19 protein-coding genes are annotated in these 19,088 nt (G+C 72.2%); 10 read left to right on the top strand and 9 right to left on the bottom strand.

Going from position 1 to position 19,088, the window contains the following annotated elements; all coding sequences use genetic code 11:
- Positions 1 to 43: 43 nt before the first annotated feature.
- Positions 44 to 1,237: a sialidase family protein gene (locus ACFS27_RS00395; protein ID WP_377179208.1), complete on the top strand. Its 1,194-nt coding sequence runs from the start codon at positions 44 to 46 to the stop codon at positions 1,235 to 1,237.
- 70 nt (positions 1,238 to 1,307) lie between these two features.
- Here the strand turns inward: ACFS27_RS00395 and ACFS27_RS00400 are convergent, their stop codons facing one another.
- From ACFS27_RS00400 to ACFS27_RS00420, 5 genes are all read right to left on the bottom strand, one after another.
- Positions 1,308 to 2,024, bottom strand: a complete 717-nt coding sequence (locus ACFS27_RS00400) for a DUF1361 domain-containing protein (RefSeq protein ID WP_377179210.1) — start codon at positions 2,022 to 2,024, stop codon at positions 1,308 to 1,310.
- A 68-nt stretch (positions 2,025 to 2,092) separates the two neighbouring features.
- Complete coding sequence (locus ACFS27_RS00405; protein WP_377179212.1) at positions 2,093 to 3,655, bottom strand: AbgT family transporter; 1,563 nt, start codon at positions 3,653 to 3,655, stop codon at positions 2,093 to 2,095.
- Complete coding sequence (locus tag ACFS27_RS00410; RefSeq protein WP_377179214.1) at positions 3,652 to 4,752, bottom strand: alpha/beta hydrolase family esterase; 1,101 nt, start codon at positions 4,750 to 4,752, stop codon at positions 3,652 to 3,654. The genes ACFS27_RS00405 and ACFS27_RS00410 overlap by 4 nt, the downstream gene beginning before the upstream one ends.
- Positions 4,753 to 4,858: 106 nt before the next feature.
- Positions 4,859 to 5,626, bottom strand: a complete 768-nt coding sequence (locus ACFS27_RS00415; RefSeq protein WP_377179216.1) for a creatininase family protein — start codon at positions 5,624 to 5,626, stop codon at positions 4,859 to 4,861.
- Positions 5,623 to 6,312: a FadR/GntR family transcriptional regulator gene (locus tag ACFS27_RS00420; RefSeq protein WP_377179218.1), complete on the bottom strand. Its 690-nt coding sequence runs from the start codon at positions 6,310 to 6,312 to the stop codon at positions 5,623 to 5,625. The genes ACFS27_RS00415 and ACFS27_RS00420 overlap by 4 nt, the downstream gene beginning before the upstream one ends.
- 152 nt (positions 6,313 to 6,464) lie before the next feature.
- On the opposite strand from ACFS27_RS00420, the gene ACFS27_RS00425 reads away from it, so the two are divergent.
- Positions 6,465 to 6,854, top strand: coding sequence for a helix-turn-helix domain-containing protein (locus tag ACFS27_RS00425; protein ID WP_377183554.1), 390 nt, complete (start codon positions 6,465 to 6,467; stop codon positions 6,852 to 6,854).
- 65 nt (positions 6,855 to 6,919) lie between these two features.
- Entirely contained in the window at positions 6,920 to 7,390 is a 471-nt protein-coding gene (locus ACFS27_RS00430; protein ID WP_377179220.1) for a VOC family protein, read from the top strand.
- A gap of 3 nt (positions 7,391 to 7,393) precedes the next feature.
- Here ACFS27_RS00430 and ACFS27_RS00435 read toward each other — a convergent pair whose 3' ends face one another.
- Together ACFS27_RS00435 and ACFS27_RS00440 are read right to left on the bottom strand one after the other, a co-directional pair.
- Positions 7,394 to 8,248, bottom strand: coding sequence for an LLM class flavin-dependent oxidoreductase (locus ACFS27_RS00435; protein ID WP_377179222.1), 855 nt, complete (start codon positions 8,246 to 8,248; stop codon positions 7,394 to 7,396).
- Positions 8,249 to 8,384: 136 nt separating this feature from the next.
- A complete protein-coding gene (locus tag ACFS27_RS00440; RefSeq protein WP_377179224.1) occupies positions 8,385 to 8,843 on the bottom strand; it encodes a MarR family winged helix-turn-helix transcriptional regulator in 459 nt (152 codons plus the stop codon).
- 115 nt (positions 8,844 to 8,958) lie between these two features.
- Here ACFS27_RS00440 and ACFS27_RS00445 point away from each other — a divergent pair, with 115 nt between their 5' ends.
- The 3 genes from ACFS27_RS00445 to ACFS27_RS00455 all read left to right on the top strand — a co-directional run bounded on the left by ACFS27_RS00445 (position 8,959) and on the right by ACFS27_RS00455 (position 11,096).
- Complete coding sequence (locus ACFS27_RS00445; protein ID WP_377179226.1) at positions 8,959 to 10,413, top strand: MFS transporter; 1,455 nt, start codon at positions 8,959 to 8,961, stop codon at positions 10,411 to 10,413.
- A gap of 61 nt (positions 10,414 to 10,474) precedes the next feature.
- The gene (locus ACFS27_RS00450; protein ID WP_377179228.1) at positions 10,475 to 10,798 is read left to right on the top strand and encodes a DUF2277 domain-containing protein; all 324 of its coding nucleotides are present in this window, start codon (positions 10,475 to 10,477) and stop codon (positions 10,796 to 10,798) included.
- A 22-nt stretch (positions 10,799 to 10,820) separates the two neighbouring features.
- Complete coding sequence (locus ACFS27_RS00455) at positions 10,821 to 11,096, top strand: hypothetical protein (protein WP_377179230.1); 276 nt, start codon at positions 10,821 to 10,823, stop codon at positions 11,094 to 11,096.
- A 153-nt stretch (positions 11,097 to 11,249) separates the two neighbouring features.
- Here ACFS27_RS00455 and ACFS27_RS00460 read toward each other — a convergent pair whose 3' ends face one another.
- On the bottom strand, positions 11,250 to 11,591 hold the full coding sequence (locus ACFS27_RS00460; protein ID WP_377179232.1) for a hypothetical protein: 342 nt from the start codon (positions 11,589 to 11,591) through the stop codon (positions 11,250 to 11,252).
- Between the two features lie 45 nt (positions 11,592 to 11,636).
- Between ACFS27_RS00460 and glgX the strand changes: the two genes are divergently transcribed.
- The 4 genes from glgX to ACFS27_RS00480 all read left to right on the top strand — a co-directional run bounded on the left by glgX (position 11,637) and on the right by ACFS27_RS00480 (position 17,842).
- The gene (glgX, locus tag ACFS27_RS00465; protein WP_377179234.1) at positions 11,637 to 13,775 is read left to right on the top strand and encodes a glycogen debranching protein GlgX; all 2,139 of its coding nucleotides are present in this window, start codon (positions 11,637 to 11,639) and stop codon (positions 13,773 to 13,775) included.
- Between the two features lie 70 nt (positions 13,776 to 13,845).
- A complete protein-coding gene (locus ACFS27_RS00470; RefSeq protein WP_377179236.1) occupies positions 13,846 to 15,606 on the top strand; it encodes a hypothetical protein in 1,761 nt (586 codons plus the stop codon).
- Between the two features lie 56 nt (positions 15,607 to 15,662).
- Positions 15,663 to 16,523, top strand: coding sequence for a PPK2 family polyphosphate kinase (locus ACFS27_RS00475; RefSeq protein WP_377179238.1), 861 nt, complete (start codon positions 15,663 to 15,665; stop codon positions 16,521 to 16,523).
- A gap of 59 nt (positions 16,524 to 16,582) precedes the next feature.
- A complete protein-coding gene (locus tag ACFS27_RS00480; protein ID WP_377179240.1) occupies positions 16,583 to 17,842 on the top strand; it encodes a carboxylate--amine ligase in 1,260 nt (419 codons plus the stop codon).
- A gap of 182 nt (positions 17,843 to 18,024) precedes the next feature.
- On the opposite strand, the gene zapE is transcribed toward ACFS27_RS00480, so the two are convergent.
- On the bottom strand, positions 18,025 to 19,065 hold the full coding sequence (gene zapE / locus ACFS27_RS00485) for a cell division protein ZapE (RefSeq protein ID WP_377179242.1): 1,041 nt from the start codon (positions 19,063 to 19,065) through the stop codon (positions 18,025 to 18,027).
- Positions 19,066 to 19,088 lie beyond the last annotated feature (23 nt).

The raw sequence follows: 19,088 nt of genomic DNA on the forward strand, positions 1-19,088 counted from the left end.
CACCCACTGTTCGAGATCAGAGCCGATCCGAGAGGTGACACGCATGTCAGTCGCACGACGCTTGTTCACGACCCTGGCGCTCGCCGCCCTCACGCTGACCACCGCCGTCGCACCAGCGACCGCCGGAGGCCCTACCGGGACGCCACCGGGCGGGGCGGAGAACGGGACCCGGCTGATGGACGGCCCGGCCCTCTACCCGCGCGCCATCCGGCTGGAGCACTCCGGGGAGGCCAACGGCACGATCATCGCCAGCACCGTCACCTTCACCGGCGACGTCGGGCACGGCGCGATCTTCTCCAGCACCGACGACGGCCGCACGTTCGACCGGATCGGAACGGTCTCCGACCCGGGTGCGGCCGAGGGCCTGTGCTGCTCGACGCTGTACGAGCTGCCCCGCCAGGTGGGCGACCTACCGGCCGGTACGCTTCTCTGGTCGGCCTCGGTGGGGCAGCAGGCCGACCCTGCCACCCGCCGGATGACGCTGCCGATCTGGGCCAGCAAGGACCAGGGCCGGACCTGGGAGTACGTGTCCACCGCGGCCACCGCCGCCGGCGTCAAGGGGCTGTGGGAGCCGGAGTTCGCCGTCACGCCCGGCGGTGACCTGATGCTCTACGTCTCCGACGAGAACCAGCAGCCGACGCACAGCCAGACCATCGTGCAGACTGCGTCGGCCGACGGGGTGACCTGGTCCCCGCTGGAGAACGTCGTGGCGGCGCAGGACCCCGCGCTGCGCCCAGGGATGCCGGTGGTCCGTCGGCTGCCCAGTGGCACGTACCTGATGAGCTACGAGATCTGCGGCCCTGGCCAGGACTGCCGTCACCTGACCCGCCGGTCGCCCGACGGCGTCAGCTGGGGGCCCGCCGACCACCTCGGCAAGCCGGTGCGCACCGCTGACGGCGCCCACTTCCGGCACGCCCCGACGATCAGCTGGTACAACGATGGCACCGGTGACGGGCGCCTGCTCGGCGTCGGGCAGATGCTGTACGGCGCCGACGGGACGGTGCAGCCGGGCAACGGGTCGACGATCATGACCAACGACGCGGCGCCGGAGTCTCCCTGGGGCACGGCCGACGCCCCGGTCCGGATCCTCGAGCCGTGGAACAACTACTGCCCCAACTACAGCTCGAGCCTGCTGGCCATGCCCGAGCGGGGCGAGCTGCTCGAGCTCGCGACCGGGTACGACGCGGAGGGCGGCACCTGCACCACCTACTTCGCGGTCGCCGGCCTGCCGGACTGACCCGGTAACCCTGCGGGCCGACGGCCCTGACCCGGCGTACCGGTACGCCGGGTCAGGGCCGTGGACCGGCTCACTGGTTCACGGCGGCCACCATCAGCACCACGGGCGCGACCACGACCAGGTACGTCAGCCCGAAGAACAGCGTGTGCACGACGACGAAGCCGGCCAGCGTCCGCAGGTGCGCAGGCACCCGGAGGTGCTCGACGAGCTTGCGCACGAACGACGACGGGTGCAGCAGGTCCCAGGAGTTGAAGCGGATGTACCGGCCCAGGTAGATGCCGACGCTCACCAGCACGAGGGTGACCGCCACCAGCACCCAGGAGTCGGGCTGGCGGTACGGGTCGTTGTCGTTCGGCCGGACCAGCAGCACGTAGGCGAACTGCACCAGCAGCACGTTCATCAGCATGTTCAGCACGCCGGACAGCGCCAGCGACAGCACCATCACGATGTCGTACCAGAGGGGCGCCGGGTCGCCCGAGGGCCGCCGGTGCGAGAAGTTCAGCTCGGTCACGAGGTAGGCCGAGTTCGGCAGCAGCAGGACCCACAGCACGAGTACGAGCGCGATCACCCCGAGCAGCAGCGCCTGGCTCGGGACGAGGCTCACCACCGCGATCACCACGAGCACCCCGATCCCCAGCACCGCTGCGGGGGCGACGGACAGCCCGACGTTGAGCACCATCGGCCAGTAGACCGGCAGACGGAACAGCGGCGCGCGCAGGAGCACCAGGGCGAGCGCGTAGACGTTGAGCAGGACGATGCCGAGGGGCAGCAGCAGGATGGCGTTCATCACCGCTCATCCTCACCGTGACCCCGCCGGCACGCTCGCCGACGGGGTCACGGACCGGGTCCGACGGGTCAGCGCACCGGCGCCCCGGGCCCGAGCGGGATGCCGAGACCCCACCAGGCGAAGAACAGCAGCGTCCAGGCGATCGTCATGCAGACCGCCAGCGGCAGCGTGTACGACGCGAGGGTGCCGATGCCGGCGTCCTTGCGGTACCGCTGCAGGAACCCGAGCGCCATGATGAAGTACGGGCTCATCGGCGTGATCGCCGTGGACCCGGAGTCGGCGATGCGGAACAGTGCCTGCGTGGTCTCCGCAGGCACGTCCAGCAGCATGAGCATCGGCACCACGACGGGCGCCGCCATGGCCCACATCGCCGAACCGCTCGTCACCAGCACGTTGACGAGGGACAGCAGCGCCAGGATCCCCAGGAACACGATCCAGATCGGCACGCCGGTCGTCTCGAGGGCGTTCGCGGAGTTCACGGCGATGACGTCGCCGATGCGGGTCCACGTGAAGTACTGCAGGAACTGGGCGATCGCGAAGAACAGCACCAGCACCGGCGCCATCTGGCGCACGCCCTCCGCCATCAGCCTCGGCACGTCCGCAGCCGTGGCGATCGACCCGGACCGCATTCCGTAGACCGTGCCCACCAGGGCGAACATCACGGCCACGACGGCAGCGATCCCGCCGAGGAACGGTGACTCGGTCAGGCTCCCGCCCTCTCCTCGCAGCGGGGACGACGACGGCAGCACCGCTGCGACGATGGCGGCGAGGGCGACCGCGCCGGCCAGCATCGCCCTGCGCAACGCGGACCGGTCACGCGGCGTGAGCTCCAGGCTCGCGACGTCGTCCAGGTTGGCGTCCGGGTCGGCGTCGAGGTCCGGGCGCTTGGCCAGGACCAGGTTCGTGACCAGGGTGATCACGATCGCCAGCAGCAGCGACGACCCGATGTTGAAGTACCAGTTGCTCACCGGCGACACGTAGGCCGTCGGGTCGATGATCCGCGCGGCCTCCGTGGTGATGCCCGCGAAGATCGCGTCGTTCGGCGTCGGTATCGGGCTCGCGTCGTACCCGGACGCGATCGACGTGTAGGCCACGACGATGCCGAGGATCGGCGACTTGCCCACCGCCCGGAACGCGAGCCCGCCCAGCGGCACCAGGATGATGTAGGCGGCGGCGCTCGCCACGTGCGAGACCGTGCCGGCGAACGCGACGGCGAACACCACCCACGACACCGGCACGCGGGACACGGAGACCTTCATGGCCGCCGCGAGGAAGCCGGTGCGCTCCGCGATCGCGACGCCCATGATGACGGCGACGATGGTGCCCATCGGACCGAACCCGGCGAAGTTGTCGACGGCCGTCTCCACGGCCATCGCGAGGCCCTCGCCGCTGAACAGGTTCTGCACCACCACCTCCTCGCCGTCGGCCGGCGAGACCACGGAGACGCCTGCGGCCGCGAGGACGGCGCTGGCCACCCCGAGGATCGCCGCGAGGATCCAGAACAGCCAGAACGGGTGCGGCAGCGCGTTACCGAGGCGCTCGACGACGGCCAGTGCGCGCAGGACGCGTGGCAGGCGGTCCGGTTCGGTCCCTGGTCCTCCGGCGGTACCTGGCTTGGACGTGGTGGTCATGACGTCGCCCCCTGACCACGCTCGTCGAGGAACCGGACGGGCAGCCGCTCGTCCCGCAGGAACTCCCACATCACCTCGTGGGCCTCGATGCTGTGCGTGGCGTACCCGCCGCCCGAGTAGCTGTCCTCGCCCGGCCACGTGTGGCCACCGCCGAGCACGGCCACCTGCGTGACCTCTGCGCCGGCGGCGCAGTCGGTCCAGCGGTAGGTGGTCACGTCGGCGGCGGTCGCCTCGACGTCGGGCCCGGTGGTGCAGCCGTTGCGCTCGACCCACTCGCCGGCCCAGTGCGGGATGGCGGGCAGGCCCCTGTCGACGTCCCCGACGTACGGGATGGTCACGTCGTTGGTGCCGTGGAACTCGATGACGGGCACCGGTCGCTCCGGGACGCAGTCCGGGTGGCCGGTCCCGTAGAACGCCGCTGCCACCGGCGCGACAGCGGCGACCCGGTCCGACAGCTCGCACGCCAGGATCCCGGCGAGCCCTCCGCCGTTGGACTTTCCGGTGGCGTACACCCGCCGCGTGTCCACGCACAGGTCCGACTCGAGGGTGTCCAGCACGTCGTTCGTGTAGGCGATGTCGTCGACCCCCGGTGCGGAGTACGGCGCGCCCTCCCAGGCCTGCCGGTCTCCGCTCCCGGTGCCGATCACGCCGTTGCCGTAGGCCACGATGGCGGGCAGGGCGTCCAGCCCGGCGAACGCCTCGGTTCCCGCACCCGTGTTGCCACGACCGTGGAACACGAGCACCACGGGCCAGGCACGATCGCTGCGGTACCCGTCGGGCAGGTGCAGCTGCACGCTCCGCTCCCGCCCGTCGCTGGTCAGGGTGCGCAGCACGCTGCTTCCGGGCTCCTGGCCCGGATCGGTGCCGCACCCGGCGGAACGCAGCGGGTGGTCGGCGGCGGCAGGGGCGGCCGCGCCAGAGGGCTGGGTCGCCGCACCGGGCAGCGCCGGGGCGGCGGACACCGTGGTGGCACCGACCGGGCCTGCCAGGCCCGAGACCACGAGCGCCAGTGCGGTGAGGAGTGCGGCACGCTGGCCGGGTCGCCGGCGAGCGCCCCCTGTGCCGCCGTGCGCGGATGATGCTGTCGTCGTTGACATGCGAGTCCTTTCTGGTGCCCGCCCGCGGGTGCGGGCATGACGGAACGGACACCCGGCGGGCCAGGTGCGTCGAGGGTTCGTGCCGGGTGGGTGTGCGGGGCCGGGCCTATGCGGCCAGCCACTCCTCGAGGAACGTCGAGATGCGGCCGACGATGGCCTTCACGATCGCGGCGCCGTCCTCTGCGGTGGCGCGGCGCGGGTCGCCGAGCACACCGTTGGGGCTGAGCCGGTCGTACGGCAGGGTCAGTGCGGGCTGGGCGTGGTGGCGCGCGGTCCGGGAGACGTCGTCGAGCTGGTCCGGGGTGGTGGTGCCCGGCTCGAGGCGGTCGGTGTGCACCAGGTGCGGTGCGAGGTGCAGCATCTGCGCGGTCTCGGCCTCACCGGAGTGCCCGGTGACGGCGCTGGGGTGCATGGCGGCGACGGCGTCGCTCGCCAACGAGGTCAGGGGTGACCAGGCGAGCTGGACGCCGGGGTGCGAGACGAGGAGGTCCTGCGCCACCGTGGTCAGCGTGGCGTTGTTCCCGCCGTGCCCGGTGACGACCAGGAACCGCGTCCAGCCGTGCCGGTGCAGGCTGGTCACGTACTCCCGCACGACGGCGGCGAACGTGCCCGTCGTGAGGGTCACCGTGCCGGGGAACGCCATGTGGTGCGGTGACACCCCGACGGGGATCGACGGACCGACCACCACGCGGCCGGTCAGGTTCGCGGCGACCTGCGACACGACGGCCTCGGCCCGCACCAGGTCGGTGCCGAGTGCCATGCCCGGGCCGTGCTGCTCCAGGGCACCGGCCGGGATCAGCACGATCGTGCCGCGCGACACGGCGTCGGCGGCCTCCGACGTCGTCATCTCCGCGAGGCGGTCCGGCACGCTCATGGTGCCTCCCCGCCGAAGTCCGCGGCCTCCAGCGAGGCCCGGATCGTGGTCAGGTGCTCCCGCGTCAGCCGCTCGGCCCCCGCGGCGTCGCCGTCACGCACCGCCGCCAGGATCTCCAGGTGCTCCGCGTGGTCCCGGTTGCGGTCGTCGTACCGGAACCGGATCTCCGTCTGCTCCGAGGCGCGCACGTGCAGCAGCGCCTCCACGGTCTCGCGCAGCAGGCCGTTGCCCGACGCCGCCGCCAGCTCCACGTGGAAGTTGAGCGCCGGCCGGAACCCGTGCACCGGCGGCTGCAGCGCCGTCGCCGTCGCGGCCTCCAGGCGCTGCAGCCCCGCGGCGTCGCGGGCGCTCGCGGCCAGCGCGGCGATGCCGGGCTCGATGACCAGGCGGGCCTGGACGAGCTCGATCACCGACGCGCGGGTGATGTGCGGCCGGTGCGGGTTGGCCAGGACGGTCCGTTCGAGGCCTGGGCCGATGTAGGTGCCGGAGCCGTGCCGCAGCTCGACGACGCCGGTGGCCTCGAGCCGCCGCAGCGCCTCCCGGACGGTCGGGGTGGTGACGGCGAACCGCTTGGCCAGGTCGCGTGAGGACTCGAGCACGTCGCCCGGTCCGAGGCTCTCGGAGCGGATCAGCTGGACGATGTCGTCAGCAAGCTGCTCGGAGAACGAGGCTCTACCTTGAGTCATAGAAGTGACTAAATCACTTAGTGATTACTCCGTCAAGGCCGGCCCGCGAGCGCCGTCTCGAACTCGCGGTCTTCCTTGGCGACACACCGTCCCCGCCATAGGCTGACCGCGTGACTGCCAGTACGGCGATCCGCCGGAGCGCGAGCCAGGCGATGTCCGCACGCGAGCAGGACAACCGCCGGCTGCTGCGGGCCAGGGACGCCATCGACCGCGACTACGGCACGCCGCTCGACGTTCCCGCGCTGGCCCGCATCGCCCACGTCTCACCCGCACACTTCAGCCGCGGCTTCCGGGCCGCGTTCGGGGAGACGCCGCACCGCTACCTGCAACGACGCCGGATCGAGCGTGCGATGGCGCTGCTGCGCGACACGGCGACCCCGGTGACCGACGTCGCGCTGATGGTCGGGTCCAACAGCCTCGGGACGTTCAGCCGGACCTTCCGGGACATCGTCGGCGTCTCGCCGACCGAGTACCGGCGCCGGACGCGCCCGGTCGCGGCTCCGGTGTGCTTCACGAAGAGCTGGCTGCGCCCCGCGAGCTGAGCGGTCTCGGAGCCGAGCAGTTTCGGAGAAGCGCACGGCACCGGGCCCGCCGTAGCGTGGCGGACATGTTCAACACCATCTCCATCACCGCCGTGCACGTCATCGACCAGGACGAGGCCCTCGACTTCTACGTCGGCAAGCTCGGGTTCGCCGTCAGCAACGACGTCGACATGGGTTTCATGCGCTGGCTGACCGTCTCCCTGCCGAACGACCCCGACCGCCACCTGCTCCTCGAGATACCGGGTCCCCCGGCGCTGAGCGAAGAGGTCGCGGCCCAGGTCCGGGACCTGCTGACCAAGGGGGCGCTCGGGGTCGCGTGCATCCTGACCACCGACGACTGCCGCGGCACCTACGCCGAGCTCAGCGCCAAGGGCGTCGAGTTCACCGAGGAACCGGTCGAGCAGCCGTACGGGATCGACTGCGCCCTGCGCGACCCGTTCGGCAACCACATCCGGATCACCCAGCCGGCCACCGGTCCGGTGGAGGTGACCGACGAGGACATCGCACGCTGGGGCGGCGCCAGGCAGGGCGGCTGAGGCTCAGGGTCGCGGCGGCCCTGCCTCCACCCGGCGCAGCACCGGCCCGAGCGAGTGGAGGTCCGGCGACGCGTACAGCCCCCGCTCGTCCCACCAGGTCGCCCCGGCCTCGGCCAGCGGCCCGACGGCGTCGGCCGCCAGCTGCGGCGTCGTCGACCCGCCGACCACGACGTCGAACGGGCCGCCGGCCGTCCGGTGCTCGGCCACGTACGCGGCGACCTGCCGCACCTCGTCCGGCGTCGGCGGCACGCCGTGCCCGGAGGCGAACAGCGGCACGACGCCGTCCCACCGCGCCGCGCGCCGGAACGGCCGGCGGTTCGGCCAGAACCCGCCCACCCACACCGGCGGCCGCGGGCGCTGCACCGTCGCAGGCAGGATCTCCACGTCCCGCACCCGGTAGTACCGCCCGTCGTGGTCGACGCGCTCCCCCGCCCAGTAGCGGGCGAGCAGGCCGAGCCCCTCGTCGAGCTTCGCCGCGAGCACCACCGGGTCGGTCTCGTCGCCGAAGCTGCCGAACTCGTCCTCGACCGGCCCGCCGAGACCCGCACCGAAGATCACGCGGCCGCCGCTGACGACGTCGAGCGTCGCCACCTGCCGGGCGAGCTGCTCGGGGCGCCGTCGGGCCACCGGGGTGACCAGGGTGCCCAGCCGGATCCGGGACGTCGCCAGCGCCGCGGCGGTCAGCAGCATCCACGGGTCGCCGAACGGCAGACCGCGACGCATCGCCTTGCTGTGCACGACGTGGTCCCAGACGAAGAGGCCGTCCCACCCGGCGTCCTCGGCGGCCCGGGCCACCCTCGCGACGGTGCGGGGATCGGCGAAGTCGCCGAAGTTGGGGATGTTCACCGAGTACCGCATCAGGCACCAGCCCTGTCGCGAACCACCCGGACGGTGACAGCGGTCCGGCGGCTGGGCAGGGCCTCGACAGGTGTGTCCATGCCCCTACCCTGCCGCACCGGCCCGGGTACCCGCCACGGGTCCGGGTACCCACGAGTCACGGTCGCGGCCAGTGCCGCCCGGACCGTTCCTCGATCACCCGGTTGTACCGGGTCAGGAGCTCGGCGAACTTCGCCCGGTCCTGCTCCGGCCAGTCGGTGAGCAGCTCGGCGAGCAGCGCCTGGCTCGCCTCGCGCTCCTCGGTGAGCAGACGGCGGCCGTCGTCCGACAGCCGAAGCTTGCGGGCCTGACCCCCTTCCGGGTCCTCGAACCGCTCCGCGAGCCCGGCGCCGCGCAGGGCCGCCGTCTGCCGGTTCAGCGTCGAGACGTCGAGGCCGGTGGCGCCTGCGAGCTCGGACAGACTGGCCGGCCCGCCGGCGTCCAGCAGGCTGAGCAGGGTGTATGCGCTCTGGTCGAGGAGCCCCCCGTGCCGGCGCGAACGGCCGGCGGGGAGCATGGCGAGGTGGCGGCCGAACAGCATGGCCTCGTACTCGATCCGGTCGATCGGGGACGTCATCGGCTACCTCCGGGTCGCATGCGCCGACCGGCGCTATGCATCATGCACAAGATATGGCACTCTGAGCCCGACGGCCTAATGTGCATGATGCACAGCAACTATTTCGAGGAGATTCGTGACGACCACCTCGTCCCACCCCACGCCCCTGCCGGACGGCGGCACCGCCCCGACGGTGCCCCCGAACCGCATCGTCGCCGTCCTCGCGATCGGGGGGATCGTCGTCGCGATGACCCAGACCCTCGTGGTCCCGATCATCGCGACCCTGCCGGCCATCTTCGACGCCCCCGCGTCGGACACGTCCTGGATCATCACGGTCACCCTGCTGGTCGCCGCCGTCTCGACCCCCGTAGCGGGCAGGCTGGGCGACCTGTACGGCAAGAAGAAGATGCTCCTGATCTCCTTGCTGCCGCTCGCCGTCGGCTCCGCGGTCTGCGCAGTGGCGACCACGGTGCCCGTGATGGTCACCGGCCGCGGCCTGCAGGGCCTGGCGACCGGCTTCATCCCGCTCGGGATCAGCATGCTCCACGACCTGCTGCCCAAGGAGCGCACGGCCGGCGCGATCTCGCTGATGAGCTCGTCGCTCGGGATCGGTGGCGCCTTCGGCCTTCCCTTCGCCGCCGCCGTCGCACAGTTCGCGAGCTGGCGCTTCCTGTTCTGGCTGATCACCGTCTGCGCGGGCCTGATGGCCGTGATCATCTGGCGGACGATCCCCGCCCCCGCCGCGCGAGCCAGGGTCCGCACCCCGTTCGACTACGTCGGCGTGCTCGGTCTGAGCGCCGGCCTCGTGGCCCTGCTGCTCGCCGTCTCCAAGGGCGCCGAGTGGGGCTGGACCAGCCCGCTCGTGCTGGGCCTGTTCACCGGCTCCGTCCTGGCCCTCCTCGGCTGGGGCTGGTGGGAGCTACGCACCCCGGCTCCCCTCGTGGACCTGCGCACCACCGCACGGCCGGCCGTGCTGGTCACGAACCTCGCGTCCATCCTGGTCGGCTTCGCGATGTACGCGCAGTCGCTGATCCTGCCCCAGCTCATGCAGGCACCCACCGAGACGGGGTTCGGCCTCGGCCAGTCGATGCTCCAGATGGGCCTCTGGATGGCACCCGCCGGCATCGCCATGACGCTCATGGCGCCGGTCGGCGCCCGCATCACCCGCGCACGGGGTCCCAAGACGACCTTCGTCCTCGGCGGCCTCGTCATGTCGCTCGGCTACGGCCTGTCGACGCTCGCCATGGACAGCCTCGTCGGCCTCACGGCCACGGCGTTCGTCGCCTCGGCGGGCGTCGGGTTCGCCTACGGCGCCATGCCGGCGCTCATCCTCGGCTCCGTCCCCGCCGACGAGAAGGCGGCGGCGAACGGCTTCAACGCGCTCATGCGCTCCATCGGCACCTCGGCAGCGGCCGCCGTGATCGGCGTGGTCCTCGCCCGGATGAGCACCTCGTACGGCGACCACACCCTGCCCACCGAGTCCGGGTTCCGGGTGGCCCTGCTGCTCGGCTGCGGCGTCGCGATGGGGGCGGCCGCGCTGGCGGCGGCGATCCCGGTGCGGGCGGCAGGGACGCCGTCGGGCAGCGACTGACCGGACGCCGGAGGCCGGCGGCCCCCTCCCGCGGGGCCGTCGTCCGGCGTACGGTCGGACCATGTGCCGAAACATCACGACGCTACGCGGGCTCGAGCCGCCCGCCACCGACGAAGAGATCACTGCGGCGGCCCTGCAGTTCGTGCGCAAGGTCACCGGCGTGACGAAGGTCAGCGACGCCACGCGCGAGCCGGTGGAGCAGGCCACGCAGGAGATCACCGACATCGTGACGCGCCTGCTCGACGCGCTGCCGGAACGCCGCCAGCCGCCGAAGACGGTGCCGCCGCTGCGGCGCGCGGAGGTCCAGGCACGCATCGCCCAGCGGATCAAGGAGCGCGAGGAGCACGAGCGCCTGCACGAGCAGGGCATCGCGCACACGCACTGACCGGGCGGTTAACCTGGCCCGCGTGACCGAACACGCCCCCGTGAGCGCCGCGATGCATCGCGCCAAGGCCGACGCCCGCGCCTCCCACGTGACCGTGGGTCTGGTGCGGAACCTGCCGGGCGACCGCGCGGAGATCGACTGCTCGTGCGGCATGACGCTGACCAACGGGCCTCAGTGGTCGCTGGACGAGCACATCCGCCTGCACCGGGCAGAGGCCCGCTACCTGGCGCTGAGCCAGGTGGCGCCCGCTGGCATGCCCCGCATCATCCCCGTGGACCCGGAGCGGCTGCCCCGCTGAGGAACGGTTCGAGCACCGGCAGCAGTGCGGCCGGCTTCATCATGGGCGTGCCATGGTGCGCGCCGGGCCGAGCGAGAGCGCAAAACACCCGCGGGCCTGCCGACGGTGAACGTCAGCAGGCCCGCGGGTGCAGCGCCGAGGACTGCGGTGTCGTCAGAGTTCTTCCGGGTCGTCCCAGGACACGCCGCTCGACGCGCCAGAGATCGGGTCGAGCTCGCAGCCGGCAAGGTTGCGTGGTGCCTTGGAGACATCTCCGCCGCCGAGCAGACCTCGGCGGGTTGCGGCGCGGCGATGGGCCGGCGGCGCGATGTGCGCGTAAGAAGCATTCGACTCGTCGACCAGATCGGTCGGACCGGAATCGACAGGGTCGGTAGCGGGCTGGGGTTCCCCCGTGATCATGGTCTCATTCTCGCAGAACGGCGGGCCTCGGCGCATCCGCTTGGCACAGTATTTCGAATCACCTCGAAGCCTCCACGACGACGGCACGCCCAGCACGCAGATCTCCCCCCACGTACCCCGCAGGGGTGTGATGATCGTCCGATGCAGACCTGGCCAGGGCGCCCCTACCCGCTCGGCGCGACGTTCGACGGTACCGGCACCAACTTCACGCTCTACTCGTCCGTGGCACAGCGGGTCGAGCTGTGCCTGCTGGCCGACGACGACACCGAGACCCGCATCGAGGTGACCGAGACCGACGCGCACGTGTGGCACGTCTACCTGCCCGGCGTGGGCCCGGGGACGCGGTACGGGTACCGCGTGCACGGGCCGTACGACCCGGCCGCCGGCCACCGCTGCAACCCGGCCAAGCTCCTCCTCGACCCGTACGCCAAGGCCGTGGACGGCGACCTCGACGGGGACCCGTCCCTGTTCTCCTACTCGTTCTCGGACGTCGAGCAGGCCACCACCGGCACGACGCCGGACCCCGCCGACTCCCTCGGCCACACCATGGTCTCCGTGGTGGTCAACCCGTTCTTCGACTGGGGGCACGACCGGCCGCCTGCCACGCCGTACCACGAGACCGTGATCTACGAGGCGCACGTCAAGGGCCTCACGATGCGCCACCCGGACGTCCCCGACGAGCTGCGGGGCACCTACGCGGGGCTTGCCCACCCCGCGGTGATCGAGCACCTGACCAAGCTGGGCGTCACGGCGATCGAGCTGATGCCGGTGCACCAGTTCGTCACCGACCCGTCGCTGGCGGCAAAGGGCCTGAGCAACTACTGGGGCTACAACACGATCGGGTTCTTCGCCCCGCACAACGGGTACGCGGGCTACGGCAGGCGCGGCGAGCAGGTCATGGAGTTCAAGGCCATGGTCAAGGCGCTGCACCAGGCGGGCATCGAGGTACTGCTCGACGTCGTCTACAACCACACCGCCGAGGGCAACCACCTCGGCCCGACCCTGGGGTTCCGCGGCATCGACAACGCCGCCTACTACCGGCTGGTCGACGGCGACGACGCGCACTACTTCGACACGACCGGCACCGGCAACTCGCTGCTCATGCGCTCCCCCGCCGTGCTGCAGCTCATCATGGACTCGCTCCGGTACTGGGTGGAGGAGATGCACGTCGACGGGTTCCGCTTCGACCTGGCGGCCACCCTCGCCCGCCAGTTCCACGAGGTCGACCGGCTGAGCGCGTTCTTCGACATCGTGCACCAGGACCCGGTGATCTCCCAGGTCAAGCTGATCGCGGAGCCGTGGGACCTGGGCGACGGCGGGTACCAGGTGGGCGGGTTCCCGCCCCTGTGGACCGAGTGGAACGGCCGGTACCGGGACACGGTCCGCGACTTCTGGCGCGGTGAGCCGGCCACGCTGCCCGAGTTCGCCTCCCGCCTGACCGGGTCCAGCGACCTGTACGAGGACAGCGGGCGGCTGCCCAGCGCGTCCATCAACTTCGTCACGGCCCACGACGGCTTCACGCTCGCGGACCTCACGTCGTACGACGAGAAGCACAACGACGCCAACGGCGAGGACAACAAGGACGGCGAGAACCACAACCGGTCCTGGAACTGCGGCGTCGAGGGTCCCACCGACGACCCGGAGGTGCGCGAGCTGCGCGCCCGCCAGCGCCGCAACCTGCTGGTGACGCTCATGCTGAGCCAGGGCGTGCCGATGATCGCGCACGGCGACGAGATCGGGCGCACCCAGGACGGCAACAACAACGCCTACTGCCAGGACAACGAGCTCGCCTGGATGAACTGGGAGCTGGACGACGAGCGGGCGGCGCTGCTGAAGTTCGCCCGCCACGCCGTCCGGCTGCGCAGGGACCACCCGATCCTGCACCGCCGCCGGTTCTTCGACGGGAAGGTCGGCCCGAACGCGGCCGACGGCCCCGCCGACATCGAGTGGCTCGACCTCACCGGCGCCCGGATGGACGAGACGGACTGGCACCAGTCGTACGCCCGGACGGTGGCGGTCTTCCTCAACGGGGACGCGATCACGGAGACCGGCGGACGCGGCGAGGCAGTGGTCGACGACTCGTTCCTGTTGCTGCTCAACGCCCATTCCGGGGCCCTGGACTTCACTCTGCCGCCCGGTTCCTACGGCGCGGCGTGGACGGTGGTGCTGGACACCGACGGCAGCGCGGAGCCTGGAACGGTGCTGGACGCGGGCACCAGCCTCTCCGTCACGGGGCACAGTGTCGTGGTGCTGACCCGCCCAGCCGGAACACCGGGCTAGGCTGTCCGCCGTGACCGGACCGAGGAGTGGAACCGGGGGAACCACACCACCGCCCCGACCAGGGCCTGACATGCCTGTGCCAGGACCGCGACCGGTGGTGTGGGCCCCGCGTGCACGCATCATCGAGGTGCTCGTGCCCTACGACCCGTACGAGGAGCCGGAGCACATGCCGCTGCGCCTCGTCGGCGCGGGCGAGCCCGGGTACTGGGGTGCCGACAGGGTGCTCGGGCACGGCACCGACTACGGCTACTCCATCGACGGTGGCCCGCTGCTGCCCGACCCGCGCAGCGTGTGGCTGCCGCAGGGCATCCACGGACCCACCCGGGTCTTCGACCCGGCCTTCGAGTGGACCGACGGCACGTGGTCCCCGCCAGAGCTCTCGACGAGCGTCCTCATGCACGTCGACGTCGAGACGTTCACCCCGGAGGGCACCCTCGACGCCGCCGCGGCGCTGCTGCCGCGCGTGGCCGAGCTCGGGGTGCACGGCATCGAGCTCGCACCCGTCGCCGCGTTCGACCCGGCGCTCGGCCCCGCCCGCGGTGTGCGCCTCTACTCGGTGCACGAGCCGTACGGCGGCCCCCGCGCGCTCCAGCGCTTCGTCGACGCAGCGCACGCCGCCGGCCTCGCTGTCGTGCTGGACATCCCTTACCGCTGGGCCGTGGCCGAGGAGCTCGGGCTGGAGGCCTACGGGCCCTACCTCACGGGCGGGGCCGGCCGGGCGCGCGCTCCGCGGCCCGACGTCGGCGACGCCGGCGAGCACGCACTGCAGGCGATGCGCCCCCGGACCGGTCAGGTGCCGCTGGACCGGCCGCGCACCGGCCCCATCCAGCTCCGCACCGGACAGGTGCCGTCGATCGGGACGCGCGCGGGCAAGGTCCCGTCCGCGCCCACCGTCCGCACCGACTTCGTGGGCGACCGCATCAACCTCGACGGCAGCGGCAGCCGCGGCCCGCGCGACTTTCTCGTCGACGACGCACGGCACTGGCTGCGCGAGTACCACGTGGACGGCCTGGTGCTCGACGTGGACGCGCTCGTCGACCGCGCCCCCACCCCGTTCCTCGGCGAGCTGGCCGACTACGTGGTCGGTATGGGCGAGCAGCTCGACCGACGCTTCAGCCTCCTGGTGGACGGCCCAGGCAGGAGCGACCGGCTGACGACCATCCTGCTCCGCATCCTGTCCGGCCCCGGCCGGTCGGAAGACATCCAGGCGCTGCAGATGCTCGCCGACCTGGTCCACCCGTCGGTGCGCCGGGCCACCCGCCAGAACGGCGGCCGCCGCAACCGGGTCCGGGCCGGCGCGAGCGTCGTCGAGGACATCACCCGGCTCCCCGGCGCCCAGCTCACCGCCCCCTGGGCGGGCGAGGAGAGCCCCGCGACGGCGCTCCTCGGCGTGGACGACGTCGACATCCGGGCCAGCGTGCTCGCCACCGTCCTCCTCGCGGGCAACCCGCTCGTGCTCGACACGGTGCACGTGCCGGTGGTCCCGCGCAACGAGAGCGAGCAGCGCCTGGTGCGCTGGGCGCGCGAGGTGATCGCCATCCGGCTGAGCGTGGCCGAAGAGCTGGACCTGCCGCTGGAGATCCGGTCGACGGCCGACCGCTCGGTCATCGCGGTGCTGCGCGGCAGCCTGGCGTTCGTGCTCAACACGGGCCACGGCCTCGCCGCCCTGCGCCTGGGGAGCCTGCTGCGGCCCGCCGAGGGCGCAGGCAAGGCGCCGCTGCCCGCGGCGTTCCGGCTCGTTGCCGCCTGGGAGCCCGGCGCGACGCGCCTGGTGGGCGACACCCTCACGGTGCCGCCCCGGATGACCGCCGTGCTGCGCGCGGAGGGCTGACCTGGGAGTCTGAGGTCCTTGGACCGGTGCGCGCCGGTCGTCCGAAGGAGGCACCGATGGCGAAGAAGCCCGAGAAGCTGTGGCAGACCCCTGCGGACGACGCCCTGCGCTGGGTGCGCGGCACCGACCTGGACGCCCTGGACGAGTCCGCGACGCCGGGCTGGGCCGGCAAGCGGCGCGACGGCGAGGAGCTGATGGCCTCACGCGCGCCCGAGCTCGCCGACCTCCAGGAGCGCCTCTTCGCGCACGGCCGCACCGGCGGCGACCGGTCGGTGCTGCTGGTGCTGCAGGGCCTCGACACGGCGGGCAAGGGCGGGATCGTGCGGCACGTCGTCGGCATGGTGGACCCGCAGGGCGTGCAGCACACGGGGTTCGGGGTGCCGACGGAGGAGGAGAAGGAGCACGGCTACCTCTGGCGGATCCGCAACGCGCTCCCCCGCCCCGGCTACCTCGGCGTCTTCGACCGCTCGCACCACGAACAGGTGCTGGTCGTCCGGGTGAACCGGCTCGAGCCGCAGAAGACCTGGCGCAAGCACTATCGCGAGCTGAACGAGTTCGAGGCCGAGGTGGCGGCGTCGGGCACGCTGATCGTGAAGGTGGCGCTCTTCGTGTCGGCCGAGGAGCAGAAGGAGCGCCTGGCCGAGCGGCTCGAACGGCCGGACAAGCACTGGAAGTACGACCCGGGCGACATCGACGTCCGCTCGAAGCTCCCGCAGTACATCGCGGCCTACCAGGAGATGCTGGACCGCACCTCGACCGACGTGGCGCCCTGGTACGTCGTGCCGGCGAACCGGAAGTGGTACGCGCGCCTCGCGGTCACCGAGCTGCTGACCGGCGCCCTGCGGTCGCTGGAGCTGGGCTGGCCCCCGGCCGACTTCGACGTAGAGACGGAGAAGGCCCGCCTCGCGGCCAGCTGACCTGCAGTTCACCCGCTCGGGGACACAACATATCTCGTCCGGCACCCGTCTTACCTGACATGAGGAACCACGCAGCGGTACACCCGGTCATCCTCGGTGGCGACGCCGGTGCCTACAGCCTCGCTCGTGCCTTCCACGAACGCTACGGCGTCAGGTCGACCGTCGTGTCCATCCGGCCGACGCCCAACGTCGCGCACTCCACGATCATCCGGAACGTCGTCGAGCCGCGCCTCGACGACCCCGCCGTCATGGTCGAGCTGATCCGCCGGCTCGCGGCGACCGCCCCGGGCCCGGTCATGGCGCTCACCTGCGCGGACTGGTACGTACGGGCCCTCGCGGAGCACCGCGAGCGCCTGGCGGACGTGGCGGTCGTCCCCTACCCCTCGGTCGGCCTGCTCGACCGCGTGATGGACAAGCGGCGGTTCTCGGAGCTGTGCCACGAGATCGGGGTCCCGCACCCGCGCACGGAGGTGCGCGACGGCGGGGAGCCGGTGGGGGACCTCGACCTGCGCTTCCCGGTGATCGCCAAGCCGGGCGACAACACGGCCTGGCACCAGGTGTCGTTCCGCGGCAAGGCGAAGGTGCACCTGGCGCGGGACCGCACCGAGCTGGCCGCACTCCTGGACGCGGCCGGCGACGCGGGGTACCGGAGGCCGATGATCGTCCAGGAGTACGTGCCGGGCGACGACTCACAGATGCGGATCATGACGACGTACTCCGACCAGGCGGGCGAGGTGCGCATGGCGTGGGGCGGTCGCGTGCTGCTCGAGGAGCACACGCCAGGGACGCTGGGGAACGCGGCGGCGATCCTCACCGGTCGGCTCGCGCAGGTCGAGGCGGACGCCCGCCGGCTCGTGGAGCACCTGGGCTGGACGGGGTTCGCCAACTTCGACGTGAAGGTGGACCCGCGTACCGGCGTCGGGCACTTCCTGGAGCTGAATCCCCGGACCGGGCGGTCGAACTACTACCTGACGGCGAGCGGGCTGAATCCCGCCGGTTTCTGGATGGCGGACCACCTCACGGGGCGCTGGCCGCTCATGGAGCCGCTGGAGGTGCTGTACCGGATAGTCCCGGGCTTCCTCCTGGACAGGTACGTGCACGACGAGTCGGTGCGTGCCGCCGTGCGCGGCGCCCGCGTCGTGCACCCGCTGAAGTACGGCCGGGACGTGTCGCCGCGCCGGGACGCCTGGGTACGTCTCGCCGAGCTGAACCAGGTGCGCAAGTTCTCGCAGCACCACCCGCTGCAGGAACCGGGCGGCGTGCCCGGGCGGTCCGGGGCCGGGGAGTCCCTCCCGTCCGCGGAGCGTGACGTCTCCTGACGGCGGCGCGCCAGACGCCGGGGCCGGGGCCGGGGCCGGGGCCGGGGCCGGGGGCACGCTCGTCGGCGTGCTCGACGAGCTGGCCCGGCGACGGTGCTGCGCGCGGGACGCAGGCTGCGCACGGACGGGTGGGCGGTCGAGCCCGCCATCCGCTGGTCGAGCCTGTCGAGACCCCGAGCCGTTCAGGCGAGCTTGCGGCCCTCTTCCGCCAGGGCGCCGAGGCGGGACAGGGCACGGTAGTACTTCTTGCGGTAGCCGCCGGCGAGCATATCGGAGGTGAACAGGCCGTCCTCAGAGCCGCCGAGCAGCACCGGCACGTCCCGGTCGTACAGCCGGTCCACCAGCACGACGAGGCGCAGCGCGACCTCCTGCGCCGTCACGGTGTGCACACCGGTCAGCGCGACGACGGAGACGCCGTCGAGCAGCGCGCCGTACCGGCTGGGGTGCACGGTGGCGAGGTGGGCCAGCAGGTCGTCGAACCCGTCGAGGGTGGCCCCGGGACGGGCCGCCGCGGCGGCGACCTGGTCCTCGGTCAGCGGCTCGGAGTCCGTGACGACGTCCCGGTGGCGGTAGTCCTCGCCGTCGACCCGCAGGGTCTCGAAGCGGTCGGACAGGGCCTTGATCTCACGCTGGAAGTCCTGGGCGGCGAACCGGCCCTCGCCGAGCGCGTCGGGCAGCGTGTTCGACGTCGCGGCGAGCGCGACGCCCCGGTCCGCGAGCTCGCGCATGAGGCGGGACATGAGGGTCGTGTCGCCCGCGTCGTCGAGCTCGAACTCGTCGATGCAGACCAGCTTCTTGGCGGCCAGCGCCTCGACGGTCGGCAGGAACCCGAGCGCGCCGACGAGGTTGGTGTACTCGACGAACGTGCCGTACGCAGCCTTGTCCGAGCCGATCGCCTCACCCACGGCGTGGGCGAGCGAGGTGAGGAGGTGCGTCTTGCCGACGCCGAAACCGCCGTCCAGGTACACGGCGGGTGCGGGCCTGCGGCGGGCGAACAGGGCGCGCCTCGGGGCGACGATCTCCTGGGCGATCTCCTGGAGCCGGGCGAGCGCGCGGCCCTGGCTGGGATGTGCCGGGTTGGCGCGGTAGGTGGCGAACCGGGCCTTCGCGAAGTGGCGCGGCGGCACGAGATCGGTGACGAGCCGGTCGACAGGAACCTGTGGTCGGACGGCGCACAGGGCGCTCGTCGCGGTCTGGCTGTCGGTGGTGGTCGCGGTCGTCACGAAGCAAGAGATTACCGGCGCGG

Origin of the sequence: Promicromonospora vindobonensis, from assembly GCF_042685865.1 — a bacterium.
GTDB classification, from domain to species: domain Bacteria; phylum Actinomycetota; class Actinomycetes; order Actinomycetales; family Cellulomonadaceae; genus Promicromonospora; species Promicromonospora vindobonensis.

Excerpts from the sequence above, each read along its gene's own strand:
- ACFS27_RS00395 (WP_377179208.1), top strand. The coding sequence starts at position 44 with ATGTCAGTCGCACGACGCTTGTTCACGACCCTGGCGCTCGCCGCCCTC.
- ACFS27_RS00400 (WP_377179210.1), bottom strand. The coding sequence starts at position 2,024 with ATGAACGCCATCCTGCTGCTGCCCCTCGGCATCGTCCTGCTCAACGTC.
- ACFS27_RS00405 (WP_377179212.1), bottom strand. The coding sequence starts at position 3,655 with ATGACCACCACGTCCAAGCCAGGTACCGCCGGAGGACCAGGGACCGAA.
- ACFS27_RS00410 (WP_377179214.1), bottom strand. The coding sequence starts at position 4,752 with ATGTCAACGACGACAGCATCATCCGCGCACGGCGGCACAGGGGGCGCT.
- ACFS27_RS00415 (WP_377179216.1), bottom strand. The coding sequence starts at position 5,626 with ATGAGCGTGCCGGACCGCCTCGCGGAGATGACGACGTCGGAGGCCGCC.
- ACFS27_RS00420 (WP_377179218.1), bottom strand. The coding sequence starts at position 6,312 with ATGACTCAAGGTAGAGCCTCGTTCTCCGAGCAGCTTGCTGACGACATC.
- ACFS27_RS00425 (WP_377183554.1), top strand. The coding sequence starts at position 6,465 with ATGTCCGCACGCGAGCAGGACAACCGCCGGCTGCTGCGGGCCAGGGAC.
- ACFS27_RS00430 (WP_377179220.1), top strand. The coding sequence starts at position 6,920 with ATGTTCAACACCATCTCCATCACCGCCGTGCACGTCATCGACCAGGAC.
- ACFS27_RS00435 (WP_377179222.1), bottom strand. The coding sequence starts at position 8,248 with ATGCGGTACTCGGTGAACATCCCCAACTTCGGCGACTTCGCCGATCCC.
- ACFS27_RS00440 (WP_377179224.1), bottom strand. The coding sequence starts at position 8,843 with ATGACGTCCCCGATCGACCGGATCGAGTACGAGGCCATGCTGTTCGGC.
- ACFS27_RS00450 (WP_377179228.1), top strand. The coding sequence starts at position 10,475 with ATGTGCCGAAACATCACGACGCTACGCGGGCTCGAGCCGCCCGCCACC.
- glgX (WP_377179234.1), top strand. The coding sequence starts at position 11,637 with ATGCAGACCTGGCCAGGGCGCCCCTACCCGCTCGGCGCGACGTTCGAC.
- ACFS27_RS00470 (WP_377179236.1), top strand. The coding sequence starts at position 13,846 with ATGCCTGTGCCAGGACCGCGACCGGTGGTGTGGGCCCCGCGTGCACGC.
- ACFS27_RS00475 (WP_377179238.1), top strand. The coding sequence starts at position 15,663 with ATGGCGAAGAAGCCCGAGAAGCTGTGGCAGACCCCTGCGGACGACGCC.
- ACFS27_RS00480 (WP_377179240.1), top strand. The coding sequence starts at position 16,583 with ATGAGGAACCACGCAGCGGTACACCCGGTCATCCTCGGTGGCGACGCC.